Origin of the sequence: Variovorax sp. EL159, assembly GCF_900100965.1 — a bacterium.
Classification (GTDB): Bacteria; Pseudomonadota; Gammaproteobacteria; order Burkholderiales; family Burkholderiaceae_C; genus Variovorax.
On sequence record NZ_FMUJ01000004.1, the window covers coordinates 612,115 to 631,836 of the forward strand.

Sequence of the window (19,722 nt, forward strand, 5' to 3'; positions counted from 1 at the left end):
GGATAGACCAGCATGGCTAAAGCACCTGCAAACAACGCCGCACAGCGCGTTCGCAAGAAGGTTCGCAAGAACGTTGCGGACGGTATCGCCCACGTGCATGCCTCGTTCAACAACACCATCATCACGATCACCGATCGCCAGGGCAACGCCCTGTCGTGGGCTTCGTCGGGTGGCCAGGGCTTCAAGGGCTCGCGCAAGTCGACCCCGTTCGCTGCGCAGGTGGCTTCCGAAGTGGCCGGCCGTGCTGCTGTCGAACAAGGTATCAAGAACCTCGACGTCGAGATCAAGGGCCCCGGCCCCGGTCGCGAATCGTCGGTGCGCGCACTGGCTGCGCTCGGCATCCGGATCAATTCCATTGCCGACGTGACGCCCGTTCCGCACAACGGCTGCCGTCCCCAGAAGCGTCGCCGCATCTGATCGTCAGTCCGCAAGGCGCAGCCAGCTTTCGAGCGGCTGCGCATTTGTTTTTTAACTAAGCCCACCGCCACCCGCGTCTCGCAGATGGCTCCCGCAGGCACCTGCGGCAGATACACAAAGGAAGAATCGTGGCACGTTACCTCGGCCCCAAGGCCAAACTTTCCCGCCGTGAAGGCACCGACCTGTTCCTGAAGAGCGCCCGTCGCTCCATTCAAGACAAGGCCAAGTTCGACTCCAAGCCCGGCCAGCACGGTCGCACTTCGGGTCAGCGCACGTCGGACTACGGTCTGCAACTGCGTGAAAAGCAGAAGGTCAAGCGCATGTACGGCGTGCTGGAAAAGCAATTCCGCCGCTACTTCGAAGAAGCTGACCGCCGCCGTGGCAACACCGGCGCCAACCTGCTGTTCATTCTCGAATCGCGCCTGGACAACGTCGTCTACCGCATGGGCTTCGGCTCGACCCGCGCTGAAGCACGTCAACTCGTATCGCACAAGGCGATCACGGTGAACGGCCAGTCGGTCAACATCCCGTCGTACCTGGTCAAGACCGGCGACGTGATCGCCGTGCGCGACAAGTCGAAGAAGCAGAACCGCATCGTCGAAGCACTGCAACTCGCCCAGCAAGTCGGTATTCCGGCCTGGGTCGATGTGAATGCCGACAAGGCCGAAGGCACCTTCAAGAAGGTCCCCGATCGCGACGAATTCGCAGCCGACATCAACGAATCGCTGATCGTCGAACTGTATTCGCGTTGATTTTTTCTACCCGCACCCGCCCTGTGGCGCGTGCGGGAGATTGTTATTGTTGTTCACGTTCCTGCTCCGTGCTTTGCCGCGGATCAGGTGCTTCACCAGCCTTACCGGTGTAACGAGCCGGGGGTATTGAGAGGAAGTCTGCATGCAAACCACCCTGCTGAAACCCAAGACCATCCAGGTCGAGCAACTTGCCCCCAACAAGGCCAAGGTCACGCTCGAGCCTTTCGAGCGCGGCTACGGCCACACGCTCGGCAACGCGCTGCGTCGCGTTCTGCTGTCGTCCATGGTGGGCTACTCGGCCACTGAAGTCACGATCGCTGGCGTTCTGCATGAGTACTCGTCGATCGACGGCGTGCAGGAAGATGTCGTCAACATCCTTCTGAATCTCAAGGGCGTGGTGTTCAAGCTCCACAACCGCGACGAAGTCACGCTGAGCCTGCGCAAGGACGGCGAAGGCCCGGTGCTGGCGTCGGACATCCAGACGCCGCACGACGTCGAGATCATCAACCCCGATCACGTGATCGCGCACCTGTCGCAAGGCGGCAAGCTCGACATGCAGATCAAGGTTGAAAAGGGTCGCGGCTACGTGCCCGGCACGATGCGCCGCTACGCCGACGAGCCGACCAAGTCGATTGGCCGTATCGTTCTCGACGCTTCGTTCTCGCCCGTCAAGCGCGTGAGCTACACGGTCGAAAGCGCCCGTGTCGAACAGCGTACCGACCTGGACAAGCTGCTGGTCGAGATCGAAACCAACGGTGCGATCACCGCTGAAGATGCCGTGCGCGCTTCGGCTAAAATCCTGGTCGAACAGCTCGCTGTGTTCGCGCAGCTCGAAGGCGGCGAACTGGCTGCATTCGATGCACCGGCACCGCGCAGCGCCCAGCAATTCGACCCGATCCTGCTGCGCCCTGTCGACGAGCTCGAACTCACCGTGCGTTCGGCCAACTGCCTGAAGGCCGAAAACATCTACTACATCGGTGATCTGATCCAGCGCACCGAAAACGAGCTGCTCAAGACCCCGAACCTGGGTCGCAAGTCGCTCAACGAAATCAAGGAAGTCCTCGCTTCGCGCGGCCTGACCTTGGGTATGAAGCTCGAAAGCTGGCCGCCGGCCGGTCTCGACAAGCGTTGATTTGAATTTTTGAAAGAGGCCCCCTGAAAAGGGCCAGTGCACCGGGCAGTACCTGACACGGCTGCCTGTTTTTATAAAGTAAAGGAAAGCACCATGCGTCACGGACACGGACTTCGCAAACTCAACCGCACCAGCTCGCACCGCCTTGCGATGCTGCAGAACATGATGAATTCGCTCATCGAGCATGAAGTCATCAAGACCACGGTCCCCAAGGCCAAGGAACTGCGTCGCGTCATCGAACCGATGATCACGCTTGCCAAGAAGCCCACGCTCGCCAACAAGCGCCTGGCCTTCGACCGCCTGCGCGACCGCGACAGCGTCGTCAAGCTCTTCGCCGATCTGGGCCCGCGTTTCGCGGCTCGTCCGGGCGGCTACACGCGCATCCTGAAAATGGGTTTCCGCGTGGGCGACAACGCGCCGATGGCTCTGGTCGAACTGGTCGACCGTCCTGAAATTAAAGAAGCAGATGCCGCCCAAGGCGCTGCAGAATAAGTTATAATTCCATCTTGCCGCGCGATGGAGCAGCCTGGTAGCTCGTTGGGCTCATAACCCAAAGGTCGCAAGTTCAAATCTTGCTCGCGCAACCAATTTAAAAGGCCCTTTGAATTTCAAAGGGCCTTTTTTCTTTGGCCAGTCAATTGAATGAATCAAGCCCTCGCAATGAGGGCTTTTTTATTTTTCGAATTTCTCAACCGTGCCAGGCCGAGCAGCGAATCACGCTGCAGAAATTGACTCGGTGAAAGTGCGGCTCCTTGTCCGCGATCACGTCGGCCTTCACGTTGCCGAAGGTGGTCTCGGGCTTGTGTTGGATGCCGTCGTAGAAGGCCTGGATGATGTCCTCTTTGAAGTGCTCGCTGCGTGGATGCGCGTGCACGACCTGCGTGCGCTCCGCCTCGCTGTATTCCGGATAGGTCAGGCCCAGCACGTCCATTTCGACGCCCGCCGTGACCAGTGCAACCACCGGATGCATGTGCTGCGGGATCCCCGGCGTCGTATGCAGCGCGATCGCGGTCCAGACCAGGTCGACTTCCTGCTGCGAAATGCCATGGCCACGCAGAAAATCGCGCGCCACGTTCGCGCCATCGACCTCGAAGCGCTCGTGCGCGCTGCTGTGTTTCTGCACGAGTCCCATGTCATGGAACATGGCGCCCGCATAAAGCAGCTCCGGGTCGAAAACCAGGCCACGGTGCTTTCCGGCGAGTGCGCCGAAGTAGTAGACCCGGCTCGAATGATGAAACAGCAGCGGCGGCGCCGTGTCCCGAACCAGTTCCGTGATCTCGCGTGCGAGCTTGCTGTCGGGGACGGACACCCCTTCGATGGTCATCGTCGTCAAAGCCATGTGGATTTCTCCTGAAAGTGTGGGAACAACTTTAGGAGTCGGCTAAAGTGTCCTCAACAGACGTAAAGCGACGAATCAAGCCATTGCATCGCCGAAAGAGACACAAGCGCCGTGCGAACAACCACCAAGACCATTGCGATCCTCGCCATGCCGGGCGTCCAGTTGCTGGACGTGTCGGGCCCGCTCGACGTGTTCGCCGAAGCGAACGTGCAAGCGCGAATGAACGCCTACAGGCTGCTCGTCATCGCAAGCCAGCCGGGCGCGGTCCGCAGTTCTTCCGGCGCGCGCCTGATGCCCGATGCGGTCGTCGGTGAAGAAGAGATCGAAGACCCGATCCACACCCTGCTCGTGGCGGGCTCTCCGCGGGCCGCGAACACTGTCTTCGACGCCAATGTCGGCATGTGGCTGCGCAAGCTCACGCCCAAGGTGCGCCGCTTCGGCTCGGTGTGCAGCGGTGCCTTCGTGCTCGCGCAGGCGGGGCTCCTGAGCGGCCGTCGCGTGACCACGCATTGGGCCGTGGCCGACCAACTGGCCCACGACTTCCCATCGGTCACGGTCGATGCCGATGCGATCCATGTGCGTGACGGTCGGCTGCGCACCGCCGCCGGCGTGACCGCGGGTCTCGACCTGTCACTGTCGCTTGTCGAGGAAGACCTCGGCCGCGAGATCGCCATGAAGGTTGCATCGCAATTGGTGATGTTCTTCAAGCGCCCTGGTGGACAGATGCAGTTCAGCCGCAAGGGCGAGGCTGCGCCAACAGGCCGGTCTGCGTTGCAGGAGGTGCAGCGCTGGATTGCCGCGAATCCTGCGATGGACCACAGCGTGGGGCAACTCGCCAGCCGGATGGGCCTCAGCAGCCGCCACTTCGCGCGCTTGTTCAGCCAGGAGGTGGGCGTCACGCCCGCCGTGTGGGTGGAAGAAACACGCGTGGCCGTCGCGCGCCGCCTGCTGGAGGCGGGCGACGTGGTGCCCAAGCAGGTGGCATCGCAATGCGGATTCGCCGATGTCGACACCCTGCGCCGCGCATTCCAGCGCCAGGTTGGCATCACGCCGGCGGAGTACCGCAAGCGCTACGCGCACGCCATCGAGTAACGACAACGACGACGTGGCGCGGAGAAAGCGCGATCAGTCCGGAATGACCGCCGTCACCTCGATCTCGACCTTGGCGCGGTGCTCGACCAGCGCTGCCACCTGAACGCAGGTCATCGCCGGAAAGTTGCGGCCCATCGCATCGCGGTACACCGGGCCCAGCTCGGCAAGACGGCGGCTGTACTCGTCGCGATCGGTCACGTACCAGGTCATGCGCACCATGTGCTCGGGGCCCGCGCCGCCCGCGCGCAGCACCTCGGCGATGTTGCGCAGCGCCTGGCCGCATTGGTCGATGAAGTCGTCCGACTCGAATTGCTGCTGTCCGTTCCAGCCGATCTGGCCGCCGACGAACAGCGTCGTGCCGCGCGCGGCGACGCCGTTTGCATAGCCCTTGGGAGGCAACCAGCCCTCGGGTTGAAGAAGTTTGTGGATCATGGTGTGGTGTTCAGTTGTCTCAGTTTGAATCGCTGGAGCTTGCCGGTCTCGGTGCGCGGCAAGGCCGCCACGAACTCGATCTCCCGCGGGTATTTGAAAGGCGCGATCGTCGCCTTCACGTGGTCTTGCAGCGCCTTCACCAGCGCGGCATTGCCTTCGTTGCCCGGCTTGAGCACGCAGAAAGCCTTCACGATCATGCCGCGCTCGGCATCGGGCTTGCCGATCACGCCGCACTCGGCCACGGCCGGGTGCTTGAGCAGCGCGTCTTCGACCTCGGGGCCACCGACGTTGTAGCCGGCGGTGATGATCATGTCGTCGGCGCGCGCCTGGTAGAAGAAGTAGCCGTCGTCGTCCTGCACGAAAGAATCGCCGGGGTAGTTCCAGCCGTTCTTCACGTAGTCGGCCTGGCGCGGATCGTCCAGGTAGCGGCAACCGACCGGTCCTTGCAATGCCAGCTTGCCGACCGTGCCGTGCGGCACCTCATTGCCCTGGTCGTCCACCACTTTCGCGGTGAAGCCCGGCACCGCCTTGCCGACCGCGCCCTTGCGCACCTCGTTGCCGGCCGCGGAAATGTAGATGTGGAACACCTCGGTGCCACCGATGCCGTCGAGCATCTCGATGCCCGTGGCTTCTTTCCACAGCTGGCGCGTCGCGTCCGGCAGTGCCTCGCCCGCGCTCACGCTGATGCGCAGGCTCGGCATGCCGTGCTGGCGCACGAAGGGCGCCATCTGGCGATAGAAGGTCGGCGCGGTGTAGCAGATGGTCGCGCCGACCTGGTTGATGAGCTTCACCAGCCCTTCGGGCGTGAACGGCGCATCCGCAAAGTACACCGAGGCACCCGCCCACATCGGAAAGATCAGCAAGCCACCGAGCCCGAAGGTAAAGGCCAGTGGCGGCGAGCCCACCACGATGTCGTCGCTGCGCGCCTTCAGCACATGGCGCGGCCAGGTCTCGCACATCGCGAGCACATCGCGGTGTGTGGTGACAGGCGCCTTCGGCTTGCCGGTGGTGCCTGAAGTGAAGGCGAGCAGCGCGATGTCGTCGGCCGCCGTCGGGCATGGGCTGAAAACGCCGCTCTTGCCCGCCGCGCGTGCGGACAGTGAATCCGGCGCATCTGGCTTGTTGAAGGCAATCACCGTCGCGAGCACCGGATGCGCTTGCTGCGCCGCCACGAGTTCGTCGAGCAGCCGCCCGTCGCACAGCGCGGCCACGGGGCGCGACTTCTCGATGATCTCGCCCAGTTCCTTGGCGCGCAGCAGCGGCATCGTCGCCACCGCGATCAAGCCGGCCTTGACCACTGCAAGCCATGCCAGCGCCATCGCGACCGAATTGCCGCCGCGCAGCAGCACGCGGTTGCCTGGCACGAGGCCGAGGTCTTCCGTCAGCACCTGCGCGATGCGATTGACCTCGAGCGCAGCCTGCGCATACGTGAGCGTGCCTTGCGGCGATCGCAGCATCGGCTTGTCGCCGAAACCCTTCGCGGCCGCCTTGTCGAGCAGCTCCTCCACCAGATTCAACTGGTCGGGCAGCTGAAGCTCTGGCAGGTCATAACGAAAGACCGGCAACTGCTGTGCAGGCGGCAGGCGGTCGTGAACGAAGCGGTCGACTTGGGCAGACACGGTATTTATCCCCGCAGAACGGATTTGCCAATGATCAGTTGTTGAACCTCCGTCGCGCCTTCGTAGATGCGCAGCGAGCGGATGTCGCGGTAGAGGCTCTCAATCTTCGTGCCAACCTTCACGCCCAGGCCGCCGTGCATCTGCAGCGCCATGTCGATCACGCGGCTCGCGTTCTCGGTGGCGCACATCTTGGCCATTGCCGCCGCGGCCGACACGTCGCCCACCGCGGGTGCACCGCGCCGTTCGGCGTCGTCGCGCATCCATGCGGCGCGGTAGGTGAGCAATGCGGCGCTGTCGATCAGCGCGGCCATCTCGCCGAGCTTGGCCTGCGTGAGCTGGAAGTCGGCGAGCGTCTGCCCGAACATGCGGCGGCTCTTCGCATGCGCGATGGCTTCGGCCAGTGCACGACGCCCCATGCCGAGCGCTGCGGCCGCAACCGATGCACGGAAGATGTCGAGCGTGCGCATCGCCAGCTTGAAGCCGCCGTTGAGTTCGCCCAGCTGTGCCGTGCGCGGCACGATGCAGTTGTCGAAGCGCAGCGTGGCCAACGGATGCGGTGCCATGACGTCGATGTGCGCCGAGGTGTCGAGCCCGGGCGTCGTTGCATCGACGATGAACACGGTGATGCCGCGCGTGCCGCCCGTGGGATCGGTCTTGGCGAACACGCAATAGAAGTCGGCGATGCCGCCGTTGCTGATCCAGGTCTTCTGGCCGTTCAGGCGCCAGCCGTCGGCTGTGGGTTCGGCGCGCATGGCCATCGCGGCCACATCAGAACCAGCATCGGGTTCGCTCAGTGCGAAGGCAGCGATCTTCCCGCCCTTGCCGACCGCCGTGAGGTACTGCGATTGCTGCTCGGGCGTGCCGGCGAGCGTGATCGCGCCGCTGCCCAGCCCCTGCATCGCAAAGGCAAAGTCGGCAAGTGGCGAGTGGTAGCCCAGCGTTTCGCGCAACAGCACGAGCGCGCGTGAATCGAGACGCTCCAGCGCACCGCCCGCGCTGCCGGGCACGGCATAGCGCAGCCAGCCGCCATCGCCCAGGCGGCGCACCCATTCGCGGCAGGCCGCGCGGTCGTCGCGCTCGTCGACCTCTTGCGCCGCGCACCAAGGCAGCAGGTCGTGCGCAAGCGCGCGATGCGCTTCATCGAAGAACGGCAGCGCAAGGTGCGCTGTCGAAGGTGGTGCGGGGATCTTGGTCATCATGGCGTCAGTCCCCACCGAACACCGGCTTGTGCTTGGCCGCGAAGGCTTCGTACGCACGCTTGAAGTCTTCGGTCTGCATGCAGATGGCCTGTGCCTGGGCTTCGGCTTCGATGGCCTGGTCGATGGTCATCGACCATTCCTGCGACAGCATGGTCTTGGTCATGCCATGCGCGAAGCTCGGGCCTTCGGCCAGCTCGCGCGCTACCTTGGTGGCGGCATCGAGCAGGGCGGCGCTTTCGTGCAGCGCATTGAAGAAGCCCCAGGCGTGGCCTTCCTGCGCCGTCATCGCGCGGCCGGTGAATAGCAGCTCCGATGCACGGCCCTGGCCGATCACGCGCGGCAGCAGTGCGCACGCACCCATGTCCGCGCCGGCCAGGCCGACGCGCGTGAAGAGGAAGGCGGTGCGCGTGGCGGGCGAGCCGTAGCGCAGGTCGCAGGCCAGCGCGATCATCGCGCCGGCACCGGCGCACACGCCATCGATCGCGCCCACGATCGGCTGCGGGCATGCGCGGATCGCCTTCACCAGGTCGCCCGTCATGCGCGTGAACTCGAGCAGCTCGGGCATGCGCATGCCGGTGAGCGGACCGATGATCTCGTGCACGTCGCCGCCCGAGCAGAAGTTGCCGCCCGCGCCCGTGACCACGATCGCCTTCACATCGGTGGCGTAGGTCAGTGCGCGGAACAGGTCGCGCAGCTCGGCGTACGAGTCGAAGGTCAGCGGGTTCTTGCGCTCGGGCCGGTTCAGCGTGATCGTGCCCACGCCCGCTTCGTAGTGCCATGCGAAGTGCTCGGCCTTGTAGGCTGCCTTCGCTTCGAATTGCGCGCGCATGGGGTTGCTTGCGCCGATGTAGTGCTTCATTCGGTCTCCGCCATCAATTGGTTGTGTGAGTGTTGCTTGACCTTGCCGAGCAGCTTGTGGAGCTGCGAGATCTCTTTGCCGCTGAGGCCCGCAAAGGCCTCGACGATCCAGTCTTCATGCTGCTGCGCCATCTCGTTGAAGAGCTTGCGGCCGCGTGGCGTCAGGCGCACGCGCCAGGCGCGGCGGTCGCCTTCGACGTTGATGCGCTCGACCAGCCCTTCGGTCACGAGCTGGTCGGTGATGCCGGTGACGTTGCCGCCTGTCACCATCATCCGGCGCGAGAGCTCGTTCATCTTCAGGCCGTCGGGCGAACGCTCGAGCTGCGACATCAGGTCGAAGCGCGGCAGCGTGGTCGAGAACTGCGAGCGCAATTCGTTGCGCACCTGCTTTTCGATGAGTTGTGTGCAGGTGAGCAACCGCAGCCAGAGCCGCAGGGCTTCGGGGTGTTCGCTGTGCGCGCGCGCTTCGAGGTCCATGTCAGTGTGTCTCCTCGGGGTTCGGTGCGGTGCCCATCGCGGCGTTCGCGGCAGCGATCTGCTGCTGCTTGGCGATCTCGCGGTACATCTGGTCGCGGCCGCTGAGGTACTGCTTGGGCCAGTCGACGTCGCGGCTTTGCAGCTTGGCGGCTTCGTGCAGCGTCCATGCGGGGTCTGCCAGGTGCGGGCGCGCAATGGCGCAGAGGTCGGCACGGCCGGCCGCGATGATGCTGTTGGCCTGGTCCGCGTCGGTGATCGCACCGACCGCGATGGTCGAGATGCCGACCTCGTTGCGGATGCGGTCCGAGAACGGCGTCTGGTACATGCGGCCATAGATCGGCTTGGCGGCGCGCGTGGTCTGGCCGGAAGACACGTCGATGAAATCGGCGCCGGCTTCCTTGAAGAGGCGCGCGACCACGACTGCGTCGGCATCGGTGTTGCCGCCGGGTGCCCAGTCGTGCGCCGAGATGCGCACGCTCATCGGCTTGTCTTGCGGCCACACGGCGCGCATGGCGCGGAACACTTCGAGCGGATAACGGCAGCGCGCTTCGATGTCGCCGCCGTATTCGTCGGTGCGCTGGTTCGTGAGCGGGCTGATGAAGGCCGACAGCAGGTAGCCGTGCGCGCAGTGCAGTTCGAGCCAGTCGAAGCCGCACTCGACGGCGCGGCGCGTGGAGTCGACGAACTGGTCGCGCAGCGTGTCCATCTCGACGCGTGTGATGGCGGCGGGCAACTGGTTCTGTTCGCCGTAGGGCAATGCGCTTGCGCCGAGCAGCGGCCAGTTGCCTTCTGCGAGCGGCTCGTCGGTGCCTTCCCAGCCCACGCGCGTCGAGCCCTTGGGGCCGCTGTGGCCGAGCTGCATCGCGATCTTCGCGCTCGACTGCGTGTGCACGAAATCGACGATGCGCTTGAACGCGGCTTGCTGCGTGTCGTTGTAGAGGCCAGTACAGGCTGGCGTGATGCGGCCTTCGGGCGTCGGGCTCGTCATTTCGACGAACACCATCGCGGCACCGCCGAGCGCGCGTGCGCCCAGGTGCACCAGCAGGAAGTCTTGCGGCACGCCATCGACCGCGCTGTAGGTGGCCATCGGCGACACCAGGATGCGGTTTTTCAGCGTGAGCCCGCGCACCTTGTAGGGCATGAGCATCGGCGCCATCGCCTTGCCGCCCGCGAGCCATTCTTCGTAGCCGCCGAGCCATTGCGTGTCGCGCACGCGCAGGTTCTCGTGGCTGATGCGCTGCGAGCGCGTGAGCAGCGAGTATGCGAACTGCTCGATCTGCATGCCGGTGTAGCGCGGCACGTTCTCGAACCATTCGGTGGAGTTGCGTGCGGCGTTCTGGATCTTCAGCACCTCGACGCTGCGGCGTGCCTCATAGCCTTCGAGCACGTGATCGACGGTGCCGCCCTGCGCGAATTCGTTGGCAAGGTCGATCGCGTCTTCGAGCGCGAGCTTGGTGCCCGAGCCGATCGAGAAGTGTGCGGTGTGGGCTGCATCGCCCATCAGCACCACGGGCACTGAGCGGCCATTGACGTCGATGCGGTGCGTCCAGCGCTCGCACACCACGCGCGGAAAGCGGATCCAGTTGGCCGAGCCGCGCAGGTGCGTGGCATTGCTGATGAGCGAGTGGCCGCCGAGGTACTTGGCGAACAGCTTCTCGCAGAAGGCGATGGCTTCGGGTTGCTCCATCTGGTCGAGGCCGTGGGCCTTCCACGCGGCTTCGGGCGTCTCGACGATGAAGGTCGAAGTCTTGTCGTCGAACTGGTAGGCGTGCGCCTGGAACCAGCCGTGCTCGGTCTGCTCGAAGGCGAAGGTGAAGGCGTCGAAGGTCTGGTGCGTGCCGAGCCACACGAAGCGGCAGTTGCGCAGGTCGACGTCGGGCTTGAACACATCGGCGTAGCGCTGGCGGATGCGACTGTTGAGGCCGTCGCTGGCGATGACGAGGTCGGCGTTGTACTGCGCGGCGATCGCCTGGTCGTCGGTGGCGTCGGTCTCGAACACGAGGTCGACGCCCAGCGCGAGGCAACGCTCCTGCAGGATGTTCAGGAGGCGCTTGCGGCCAATGCCGCAGAAGCCGTGGCCGCCCGAGCGCACCTGGCGGCCCTTGAAGAAGACCTGGATGTCGTCCCAGTGATGGAACTCGTTGCCGATGAGCGCCGCGGTGTCGGCGTCGGCCGCCTTGAGGTTGCCGAGCGTCTGGTCGCTCAGCACCACGCCCCAGCCGAAAGTATCGAAGGGGCGGTTGCGTTCCACCACCGTGATCTGCAGCGCCGGGTTGCGCGCTTTCATCAACAGGGCGAAGTAAAGCCCGGCCGGCCCGCCGCCGATGCACAGGATGCGTTGGAGGTCCGAGGCAGGAGCGGGGCGGACGTGGCTTAGGCTGTTCATGGTTCAATAGTTTAGACATAAACAATCTGCTGTCAATGCCGAATGGTTGCGGCCGCTGGTTGCGTCCGGTTGCGGGGCGGGGATGCAAAGCCTTGTAAAAATCAATACCATGAGCCCCATGCAAAACTTGATACCCAAGATCGAGTCGCAGCTGGCTTCGCTGCCTGTCCCCATCGCGCTGGAACTGCCGGATGGCCGTCGCGTAGCCCAGGCCGGAGCCCGCGTCACCCTGGCCTTCAAGGAGTGGGCGGTGCTGGCCAAGCTGGCAGCCCGCCAGGTCGGCGCCATCGGCGAGGCCTATGTCGAGGGCAAGGTGCAGATCGAAGGCGCGATGCGCGACCTGATCGATGCCACTGTCGGCATGCTGCCCGGCAACCCGGCCGAAACAGACACCGGCTGGTGGAGCCGCCTGCAGCACATGGCCAAGTCGCACGGCTCGCACTCGCTGCGCAAGGACGCGGCCCAGATCGAGTTCCACTACGACGTTTCCGACGATTTCTATGCGCTGTGGCTCGATCCGCGCCGGGTCTATTCGTGCGCGTATTTCCGTACACCCGACCTCACGCTGGCGCAGGCGCAAGAGGCCAAGCTCGACCACATCTGCCGCAAGCTCATGCTGCAGCCAGGCGAGCGCTATCTGGACATCGGCTCCGGATGGGGCGCGCTGCTGCTGTGGGCCGCCGAGCACTACGGCGTGGACGCCACCGGCATCACGCTGTCGAAAAACCAGCATGCGCACGTGCAGCGCCTGATTGAGGAGAAAGGCCTACAGGGCCGCGTACGCGTCGAGTTGCGCGACTACCGCGAGGTGCCGGCCGACCGGCCTTTCGACAAGATCTCGTCGGTCGGCATGTTCGAGCACGTGGGCGCGGCCAACATGCCGACCTATTTCCGCAAGATCCATTCGCTGCTCAAGCCCGGCGGCCTGGTCATGAACCACGGCATCACCTCGGGCGAGCTCAACTACCGCCAGCTGGGCGCGGGCATGGGCGACTTCATCGAGAAGTACATCTTCCCGGGCGGCGAGCTGCTGCACGTGACGCACGTGCTGCGCGAGACGGCGGCGGCCGGCCTGGAGATGGTCGACACCGAGAGCCTGCGCCCGCATTACGCACGCACGCTCTGGGCCTGGTCGGATGCGCTCGAGGCGCAGCTCGACACGGCGCGCGAAGTGCTGCGGCGCAGCGGCGGCCGGCAGGGCGAGAACGCGGAGCGCGTGCTGCGCGCCTATCGCCTCTACCTCGCGGGTTCGGCGATGAGCTTCGAGCAGGGCTGGATCTCGCTGCACCAGATGCTTTCCACCAAGCCCGACGGCAAGGTCGAACATGGCGTTTTGCGTGGCGCGCAATCGGTGTACCCTTTTGCCCGTGACTACATCTACAAGTGAGTGAAAAACACCATGCTCTATCGCTTCCAGTCCCGGGCTTCCGCTGATTTCGTGATGCTCGAAGTGCATGCGCGCCAGTTGCTCGACATCGTCGGCAAGTCGGTGGCGCCCCAGGGCATCATCACGGTCGAGCAGATCCCCGGCGCCATCTCCGCCCTTGAAGGCGCGCTGGCGCGCGAAGGCAGCAATGCCCACAACAACGACGACTACGCCGTCGAAGGCCATGCGGCCGACGCCGAGAAGCAGCATGTCGGACTGCACCAGCGTGCAGCCCCCCTGCTTCACATGCTCAAGGATTCGCTGGCCGAAAAGAAGGACGTGACCTGGAAGACCTGAGGCCCGGCCTCAGGCTTCTTGTCAGTCGACCTTTGCTCCGGAGTCCTTGACGACCTTCGCCCACTTCACGTGCTCGCTGGCAATCAGCTTCGTGAAGTCGGCCGGTGAATTGCCGCTCGGGATCGCGCCCTGGGCCAGCATCTTTTCCTTGATGGCCGGGGTGCCGAGCGACATGGCCACCTCCTGCTGAATCCGGTTCACGATTTCGGGCGAGGTGCCGGCCGGTGCCAGCAGCCCGAACCACGAACTCGCCTCGTAGCCCTTGAGCGACGGGCCACCCACTTCGGCCACCGTCGGAATGTCGGGCAGCGCCGGCGAGCGCTGCGCGCTGGTCACGGCCAGCGCCGTCAGCTTGCCGGCCTTGATCTGCGCCATCGACGAGGGCAGGTTGTCGAACATCACGTCGGCGTTGCCGCCCACCATGTCCAGCAGCGCCGGGCCCGAGCCCTTGTACGGGATGTGCGCCATGAAGGTGCCCGTCATGCTCTTGAACAGCTCGCCCGCCAGGTGGATCGACGTGCCGCTGCCGCTCGACGCCATGTTGAGCTTGCCGGGGTTGGCCTTGGCGTACTTGATGAAGTCCTGCACGTTGTGGATGTTCAGCGTCTTGGCCTTCTCGGCGTTCAGCTCCATCACGTTCGGCACGGCCGCCACCAGGGTGATCGGCGCGAAGTCCTTGATCGGATCGAAGGGCAGCTTGGGGTACAGCGCGCGGTTGATGCCGTGCGTGCCCACCGTGCCCATCAGCAGCGTGTAGCCGTCGTTCGGCGCGCGCGCCACGATCTCGGCGCCCAGGTTGCCACCGGCGCCCGGCCGGTTGTCGACGATGAACTGCTGGCCGAAGGCCTTCGACAGTTCGGGCGCCACGGCGCGCGCCAGGATGTCGGTGGTGCCGCCGGCCGCGAAGGGCACGACGATGCGCACCGGCTTGGTCGGCCACGTGCTCTGCGCCCACGAAGGAGCGGCCATCAGCGTGACGGCCGCGGCAACCGAAGCCGCGAGCACGCCGCGGCGATTCAACGAAAAGGAAGAGGAAGAGAGAAAAGTCATGCGCGCGGTTGTACAGGGGAGCGCCGCCCGCGTCGCGGGTAAAAACCCCGTGGGTTGCCGCCTACGCGACCTGCATCCGCTGCGCGAAGCGCTCGTTGCGAAAGCGTTCCAACACGAAATCGACGAACACGCGCGTCTTGGGCGGCAGCAGTTTCTTGCTCGGGTAATAAAGCCACACGGTGCCCGCGTCCTGGTGCCATTCGGGCAGCAGCCGCACCAGCCCGCCGCTGCGCAGGCCGCGCTCTACAAAAGGCATCGGCAGCATCGCGACACCCAGGCCCATCAGCGCGGCATGCGCGATGGCCTCGGGGTCGTTGAAGATCGCGCGCGGTCGCGGCAGATCGACCGCGGTTTCTTCGCCGTTCGCATGGCGCAAGGTCCAGCTGCGCAGCCGTCCGGTGGGCGAGGAGCGCCGCAGCAGCGTGTCGAGCCGCGCCAGGTCGGCGGGCTGCTCGGGCAGCGCGCGCCCTTGCAGGTACGCCGGCGCCGCGACCGCGACCACATGGATGCGCGACAGCTCGCGCGCCACCAGCCCGGCCGGCAGCTCGATGCCGCCGCCGATGGCCGCGTCGAAACCTTCGCCGACAAGGTCCACCTGCTGGTTGTCGAAATGCCAGTCCGGCTGGATGGCCGGGTAGCGCGCGAGGAAGTCGCCCAGCATCGGCAGCACATGCTCGCGGCCGAAGGCCTGGCCCATGCTCACCTTCAGCGTGCCGGCGGGCTGGCCGTCGTCCTTGTCGATGCCGGCCACGGCTTCCTGCAAGGTGGCGAGCGCGCCGCCGATCTGCGCGAGAAAACGCTCGCCGCCTTCGGTCAGCGTCAGGCGGCGCGTGCTGCGCTGGAACAGCCGCACGCCGAGCCGCGCTTCGAGCCGCGCGACGTTCTTGCTGACCGCCGCCGGCGTGAGGCCCAGGCGTCGTGCCGCGGCCGAGAAGCTGCCGCCCTCCGCGCTCTGCACGAAGGATTCGAGGTGATTGAGCGGTTCCATGGGCGCATTTTCAACGCCATCTTCAACCTTTGGTTGAATTTGATTGCGCCGATTGATGGCTGCCGGAGCAGGAGTGGAATCCCGACACTGAAGTCATTCCTCCACACACCGATCGGAAAAATCATGGCTTCCAACGCTTCTTCCTCCTCTTCTTCTCCCGTCCTGGCTGGCAAGGTCGCCTTCGTCACCGGCGGCTCGCGCGGCATCGGCGCCGCCATCGTTCGCCGGCTGGCGCGCGACGGCGCCGCCGTGGCCTTCAGCTATGCCAGCTCCAGCGCCCCGGCCGACGAACTCGTGCGCAGCATCCAGTCCGAAGGCGGCCGCGCACTCGCGTTGAAGATCGACAGCGCCGACGCCGCCGCGCTGACCGCCGGCATCGACGAGGCGGCCCGCACGCTCGGCAAGATCGACCTCCTCGTCAACAACGCTGGCGTGTTCCTCGGCGGCACCCTCGACGAGTTCTCGCTCGAAGACTTCGACAAGACGCTGGACATCAACGTGCGCGCCGTGTTCGTGGCGGCCAAGGCAGCCTCGCGCCACATGGGCGAAGGCGGCCGCGTCATCAACATCGGCAGCACCAACGCCGAGCGCATGCCCTGGCCCGGCGGCAGTGCCTACGCGATGAGCAAGTCGGCGCTGGTCGGGCTGGTGCAGGGCCTGTCGCGCGATCTCGGGCCGCGCGGCATCACGGTCAACAATGTGCAGCCCGGCCCGGTCAACACCGACATGAACCCGGTCGACGGCCCGAACGCCGCCGCGATGCATGGCCTGATGGCGCTGCCGCGCCACGGACACCCGGAAGAAATCGCCGGCATGGTGGCGTATCTGGCGAGCCCGGAAGCGGCGTTCGTGACGGGCGCCAGCATCAACATCGACGGTGGTTTTGCCGCCTGAGCCCCCGAGTCGTTTGCGCCGGGCTATCCGGCGTGCTGCACGGCGGCGATCAGCTTGTCGAGCGTCGCGTCCAGCCGGGCCAGTTCTTTCGCATCGAGGCCGGCGAACAGCTCCGCCTCGCGTTGCCGGCCGAGCGCGCTCACCGTGTCGTGCAGTGCCTTGCCGGTGGCCGTGAGGTAGAGCCGGCCACGGCGCTGGTCGGTCGGATCGCCGCGGCGCTGCACGCGCTGGTGATGCTTCAGGCCGGCCAGCGCGCGGCTCACTGCCATCTTGTCGAGGCCCGTCTGGTCAGCGATCTGCGTGGCGCTGAGCCCCGGCTGCGCCGCGAGCACCGCCATGGTCCGCCACTCGTTCAGCGTGAGCTGGTGCGCGCGGCCGACGCGTTCGTGGAACGGCCGCGCCGTGAGGTTGACCACCCGAACCAGCTTGAAGAAGAGCGGGTCCATGGCGCGGCGCCGTCGTCAGCCGAGCAGCTTCTTCGCGGTGGCCACGATGGCCTCGGTGCCGACGCGCGACTGCGCCTCCAGCACCGGCGCATAGCCGACCGGAATGCGCGGCGCACCCAGCCGCGCCACGCGGCAGCCCGTGGCTTCCGCCGCGCTGGCCGCGATCTCGGCGCCGAAGCCCGCGGCCTGCACCGCCTCGTGCACGACCAGCAGCCGGCCGGTGCGCGCGCACGACGACAGCACCGTCTCGCGGTCCCACGGCCAGAGCGTGCGCAGGTCGATCAGGTCGACCGCGATGCCTTCGGCCGCCAGCGCATCGCAGGCGGCGGCGCAGGCCTGCATCTGTTTGCTCCAGCTCACCAGCGTGAGCGCGTTGCCTTCGCGCACCCGCGCGGCCTTGCCCAGCGGCACGTCGATGTTTTCGTCGACTTCGCCGCGCAGGCCCCACAGCGTCTTGTGCTCGATGTAGACGACCGGGTCGCCGCACTGCAGCGCGGCGCGCAGCAGGCTGTGGTTGTCCTGCGGCGTCGAAGGGCTCACCACCACCACGCCCGGCAGGTGCGCGAACCAGGCTTCGAGCGACTGCGAATGCTGCGCTGCCGAGGCGTCCCAGATGCCGCCGGGCATGCGCGCCACCAGCGGCACGCGGCCCTGGCCGCCGAACATGAAGCGGTTCTTGGCGGCCTGGTTCACCAGCTCGTCCATGCCGCACAACGCGAAGTCGACCACGCGCATCTCGACCACCGGCCGCAGCCCCGCGAGCGCCATGCCCACGCCGGCGCCCATGATCGCGGCCTCGCTGATCGGCGTGTCGATCACGCGTTCGGCGCCGAAGGTCTGCTGCAACCCCTTGTACTGGCCGAAGATGCCGCCGCGGCCCACGTCTTCGCCGAGCACGACCACGCGTGGGTCGGCCTCCATCTCGTGCTGGATCGCGAGCGCCGCGGCCTCGGAATAACTCAGTTCTTTCTTCAATGCCATTGGCCCGCTCCGATGGTCTGCACGTCGGTGAAGGCGGCGCTGGCATCGGGCCAGGGCGCGGCATTGGCCACGGCCAGCGCGGTGTCGACTTCGTCGCGCGCCGCGTTCTCGATGGCGTCGAGCGTTGCGGCGGCGATGCCCATCGACAGCAGATGTCCGCGCGCCCGCGCGATCGGGTCCGTTTCCAGCGCGGCGGCCAGTTCGGCCGGGTCGCGGTAGGCCGCGAGGTCGACCGACACATGGCCCTTCACCCGGTAGGTCAGCGCGTGCAGCAGGCGCGGCCCGCCGCCGGCGCGCACCTCGGCCACCAGCCGCGCGGCTACCGCGTGCACCGCGAACACGTCGTTGCCATCGACCTGCGTGGCCGCGATGTCCATCGACGCGGCGCGCGCCGAGGCGCCGTCGCCGGCCGTCATCGGGCCGCTCGCGGTGGTCGCGCTCCAGCGGTTGTCTTCGCAGACGAAGAGCACCGGCAACTCGTACACGCGCGCCCAGTTCAGCGCTTCGAGAAAGGGGCCGCGGTTGATGGCGCCGTCGCCGAAGAAGCAGACGGTGATGTCGTCGCTTTTCTTGAGCAGCTTCTGCGCATGCGCCGCGCCCACCGCGATCGGCAAACCGGCTGCGACCACGCCGTTGGCGCCGAGCATGCCGACCGAAAAATCAGCGATGTGCATCGAGCCGCCCTTGCCGCCGTTGAAGCCCGTGGCCTTGCCGAACAGCTCGCACATCATCCGAGTGAGGTCGGCGCCCTTGGCCAGCGTGTGGCCGTGGCCTCGGTGGGTGGAGGTGAGGTAGTCGCTCGCTCGCAGGTGCGCACAGACGCCGGCCGGCACCGCCTCCTGCCCGGTCGAGAGGTGCAGCGGCCCGCGCACCTTGGCGGCGCCGGCGGCCTGTTGGCCATAGGCGCTCACGCCGCCCTGGCTGGCCGTTTCGGCGGCGTTCTCGAAGGCGCGGATGCGCACCATGACGCGGTACAGCGCCTTGCCGGCGCGGCCTGGAATGCTCGGGTCCATCTTGTCTCCAACGCCCTGGGAATCGGCGCTTTGACAAAAATCGTATCAAGCGAGATGGAATGGATGCAGCGGGCTTACCCCGGCGCGGCCGCGGCATCGGGCGCGACATCGCGCGCCGCACGCAAGGGAAAACTCTGGGGACAGTTTCGGCACAAAGTCACGGTTATCCACAGTCGGATCGACCGCGCCCAAGTTGTTCTTCTTTTCGAGACAGCTCGGAAGCACGGGTGCACACAGTGACACGGGCATGACAAGTCGTTGTCAGCCAAGGGAAAAAGTGCACTGTCCACAGATCGGGTTTACCCCTATCTACTACTACTAATTTAATTAAGAAGAATTAAGAAAGAAGAAGCGCGGAAGCGATGCGGCACTGCACGGTGAAAAAGCGGCTCATTCGACGACGGCCACCGCTTCGATTTCGATGAGCAGGTCCGGTCGCGCAAGCCTCGAAACTTCCACGAGGCTGCATGCGGGCAGCGGCGCCGAGAAGAACCGGTCCCTTGCTTCCCGGAACGCGGCGAGCCGGGACATGTCGCTCACGAACACCGTGAGCTTCACCACGTCGCGCAGGCCGGACTCGCTGGCGGCGAGCGCGGTGCGCAGGTTCTCGAACACCTGGGTCGTCTGTGCGTGCAGGTCGTCGGGCCCGACCAGTCGGCCTTCGGCGTCGAGCGCGATCTGGCCCGACACGTAGAGCGTGCGGCGCGCGACGACTTCGACCACATGGCTGTAGCCGGTCGGTGGATGCAGGGCGGGTGGGTTCGAATGCTTCACGTGTTTTCTCCGGGGTTGAGCGGCCGCAGCATGCCGCATTCAGGCGACGACCGGTGCGCCAGGCACGCCCGAACGCGCACGGCTCCTACGCCGCCGAAAGACATGCCAGCGTTCCGGTGCAGGACAACAGCCCGACCCGCGCCGGCGCCG

21 protein-coding genes and 1 tRNA gene are annotated in these 19,722 nt (G+C 65.8%); 9 read left to right on the forward strand and 13 right to left on the reverse strand.

What is annotated here, in order from left to right; genetic code table 11:
- The first annotated feature begins 12 nt into the window (after window positions 1-12).
- From rpsK to BLQ28_RS20050, 5 genes are all read left to right on the forward strand, one after another.
- The gene (gene rpsK / locus BLQ28_RS20030; RefSeq protein WP_009124825.1) at window positions 13-417 is read left to right on the forward strand and encodes a 30S ribosomal protein S11; all 405 of its coding nucleotides are present in this window, start codon (window positions 13-15) and stop codon (window positions 415-417) included.
- 128 nt (window positions 418-545) lie between these two features.
- A complete protein-coding gene (gene rpsD, locus BLQ28_RS20035) occupies window positions 546-1,169 on the forward strand; it encodes a 30S ribosomal protein S4 (RefSeq protein ID WP_009124826.1) in 624 nt (207 codons plus the stop codon).
- A 142-nt stretch (window positions 1,170-1,311) separates the two neighbouring features.
- Window positions 1,312-2,301, forward strand: coding sequence for a DNA-directed RNA polymerase subunit alpha (gene rpoA, locus BLQ28_RS20040; protein WP_093059385.1), 990 nt, complete (start codon window positions 1,312-1,314; stop codon window positions 2,299-2,301).
- A gap of 93 nt (window positions 2,302-2,394) precedes the next feature.
- On the forward strand, window positions 2,395-2,793 hold the full coding sequence (rplQ, locus tag BLQ28_RS20045; protein WP_093243007.1) for a 50S ribosomal protein L17: 399 nt from the start codon (window positions 2,395-2,397) through the stop codon (window positions 2,791-2,793).
- Between the two features lie 18 nt (window positions 2,794-2,811).
- Window positions 2,812-2,888: transfer RNA gene (locus BLQ28_RS20050), tRNA-Met, on the forward strand.
- Window positions 2,889-2,989: 101 nt separating this feature from the next.
- Here the strand turns inward: BLQ28_RS20050 and BLQ28_RS20055 are convergent.
- Complete coding sequence (locus BLQ28_RS20055; protein ID WP_371126690.1) at window positions 2,990-3,625, reverse strand: HD domain-containing protein; 636 nt, start codon at window positions 3,623-3,625, stop codon at window positions 2,990-2,992.
- A gap of 162 nt (window positions 3,626-3,787) precedes the next feature.
- Here BLQ28_RS20055 and BLQ28_RS20060 point away from each other — a divergent pair, with 162 nt between their 5' ends.
- Window positions 3,788-4,732, forward strand: a complete 945-nt coding sequence (locus BLQ28_RS20060) for a GlxA family transcriptional regulator (protein ID WP_371126697.1) — start codon at window positions 3,788-3,790, stop codon at window positions 4,730-4,732.
- Window positions 4,733-4,765: 33 nt separating this feature from the next.
- Here BLQ28_RS20060 and BLQ28_RS20065 read toward each other — a convergent pair whose 3' ends face one another.
- Genes BLQ28_RS20065 through BLQ28_RS20090 form a run of 6 tightly spaced genes read right to left on the reverse strand, consistent with a single transcriptional unit; the run spans window position 4,766 to window position 11,703 of the window.
- Entirely contained in the window at window positions 4,766-5,164 is a 399-nt protein-coding gene (locus BLQ28_RS20065) for a RidA family protein (RefSeq protein WP_093243013.1), read from the reverse strand.
- Window positions 5,161-6,783, reverse strand: coding sequence for an AMP-binding protein (locus tag BLQ28_RS20070; protein WP_093243015.1), 1,623 nt, complete (start codon window positions 6,781-6,783; stop codon window positions 5,161-5,163). The genes BLQ28_RS20065 and BLQ28_RS20070 overlap by 4 nt, the downstream gene beginning before the upstream one ends.
- Before the next feature lie 5 nt (window positions 6,784-6,788).
- On the reverse strand, window positions 6,789-7,982 hold the full coding sequence (locus BLQ28_RS20075) for an acyl-CoA dehydrogenase family protein (RefSeq protein ID WP_093243017.1): 1,194 nt from the start codon (window positions 7,980-7,982) through the stop codon (window positions 6,789-6,791).
- Between the two features lie 4 nt (window positions 7,983-7,986).
- The gene (locus tag BLQ28_RS20080; RefSeq protein WP_093243019.1) at window positions 7,987-8,841 is read right to left on the reverse strand and encodes an enoyl-CoA hydratase family protein; all 855 of its coding nucleotides are present in this window, start codon (window positions 8,839-8,841) and stop codon (window positions 7,987-7,989) included.
- A complete protein-coding gene (locus BLQ28_RS20085; protein ID WP_093243021.1) occupies window positions 8,838-9,317 on the reverse strand; it encodes a MarR family winged helix-turn-helix transcriptional regulator in 480 nt (159 codons plus the stop codon). Before BLQ28_RS20085 ends, BLQ28_RS20080 begins: the two co-directional genes overlap by 4 nt.
- A gap of 1 nt (window position 9,318) precedes the next feature.
- The gene (locus BLQ28_RS20090) at window positions 9,319-11,703 is read right to left on the reverse strand and encodes a bifunctional salicylyl-CoA 5-hydroxylase/oxidoreductase (protein WP_093243023.1); all 2,385 of its coding nucleotides are present in this window, start codon (window positions 11,701-11,703) and stop codon (window positions 9,319-9,321) included.
- A gap of 118 nt (window positions 11,704-11,821) precedes the next feature.
- Here BLQ28_RS20090 and BLQ28_RS20095 point away from each other — a divergent pair, with 118 nt between their 5' ends.
- Both BLQ28_RS20095 and BLQ28_RS20100 read left to right on the forward strand, forming a co-directional pair.
- Window positions 11,822-13,090: an SAM-dependent methyltransferase gene (locus tag BLQ28_RS20095; RefSeq protein WP_093243025.1), complete on the forward strand. Its 1,269-nt coding sequence runs from the start codon at window positions 11,822-11,824 to the stop codon at window positions 13,088-13,090.
- Between the two features lie 12 nt (window positions 13,091-13,102).
- Window positions 13,103-13,426 (forward strand): DUF1840 domain-containing protein, encoded by a 324-nt coding sequence (locus tag BLQ28_RS20100; RefSeq protein ID WP_093243467.1) that lies wholly within the window; start codon window positions 13,103-13,105, stop codon window positions 13,424-13,426.
- A 21-nt stretch (window positions 13,427-13,447) separates the two neighbouring features.
- Here the strand turns inward: BLQ28_RS20100 and BLQ28_RS20105 are convergent, their stop codons facing one another.
- Window positions 13,448-14,476 (reverse strand): Bug family tripartite tricarboxylate transporter substrate binding protein, encoded by a 1,029-nt coding sequence (locus tag BLQ28_RS20105; RefSeq protein WP_093243027.1) that lies wholly within the window; start codon window positions 14,474-14,476, stop codon window positions 13,448-13,450.
- A gap of 61 nt (window positions 14,477-14,537) precedes the next feature.
- Window positions 14,538-15,464 carry a LysR family transcriptional regulator gene (locus BLQ28_RS20110; RefSeq protein ID WP_093243029.1) on the reverse strand — a complete coding sequence of 309 codons (927 nt, stop codon included), beginning with the start codon at window positions 15,462-15,464 and terminating at the stop codon, window positions 14,538-14,540.
- A gap of 123 nt (window positions 15,465-15,587) precedes the next feature.
- Here BLQ28_RS20110 and BLQ28_RS20115 point away from each other — a divergent pair, with 123 nt between their 5' ends.
- On the forward strand, window positions 15,588-16,358 hold the full coding sequence (locus BLQ28_RS20115; RefSeq protein ID WP_093243031.1) for an SDR family oxidoreductase: 771 nt from the start codon (window positions 15,588-15,590) through the stop codon (window positions 16,356-16,358).
- Between the two features lie 23 nt (window positions 16,359-16,381).
- Here BLQ28_RS20115 and BLQ28_RS20120 read toward each other — a convergent pair whose 3' ends face one another.
- The 4 genes from BLQ28_RS20120 to BLQ28_RS20135 all read right to left on the reverse strand — a co-directional run bounded on the left by BLQ28_RS20120 (window position 16,382) and on the right by BLQ28_RS20135 (window position 19,572).
- Window positions 16,382-16,804, reverse strand: coding sequence for a MarR family winged helix-turn-helix transcriptional regulator (locus BLQ28_RS20120; RefSeq protein ID WP_093243033.1), 423 nt, complete (start codon window positions 16,802-16,804; stop codon window positions 16,382-16,384).
- A 15-nt stretch (window positions 16,805-16,819) separates the two neighbouring features.
- Window positions 16,820-17,785 carry an alpha-ketoacid dehydrogenase subunit beta gene (locus tag BLQ28_RS20125; RefSeq protein ID WP_093243035.1) on the reverse strand — a complete coding sequence of 322 codons (966 nt, stop codon included), beginning with the start codon at window positions 17,783-17,785 and terminating at the stop codon, window positions 16,820-16,822.
- Window positions 17,776-18,798: a thiamine pyrophosphate-dependent dehydrogenase E1 component subunit alpha gene (locus BLQ28_RS20130; RefSeq protein ID WP_093243037.1), complete on the reverse strand. Its 1,023-nt coding sequence runs from the start codon at window positions 18,796-18,798 to the stop codon at window positions 17,776-17,778. Before BLQ28_RS20130 ends, BLQ28_RS20125 begins: the two co-directional genes overlap by 10 nt.
- A gap of 390 nt (window positions 18,799-19,188) precedes the next feature.
- Window positions 19,189-19,572, reverse strand: a complete 384-nt coding sequence (locus BLQ28_RS20135; protein ID WP_256327375.1) for a RidA family protein — start codon at window positions 19,570-19,572, stop codon at window positions 19,189-19,191.
- Between the last annotated feature and the right edge of the window lie 150 nt (window positions 19,573-19,722).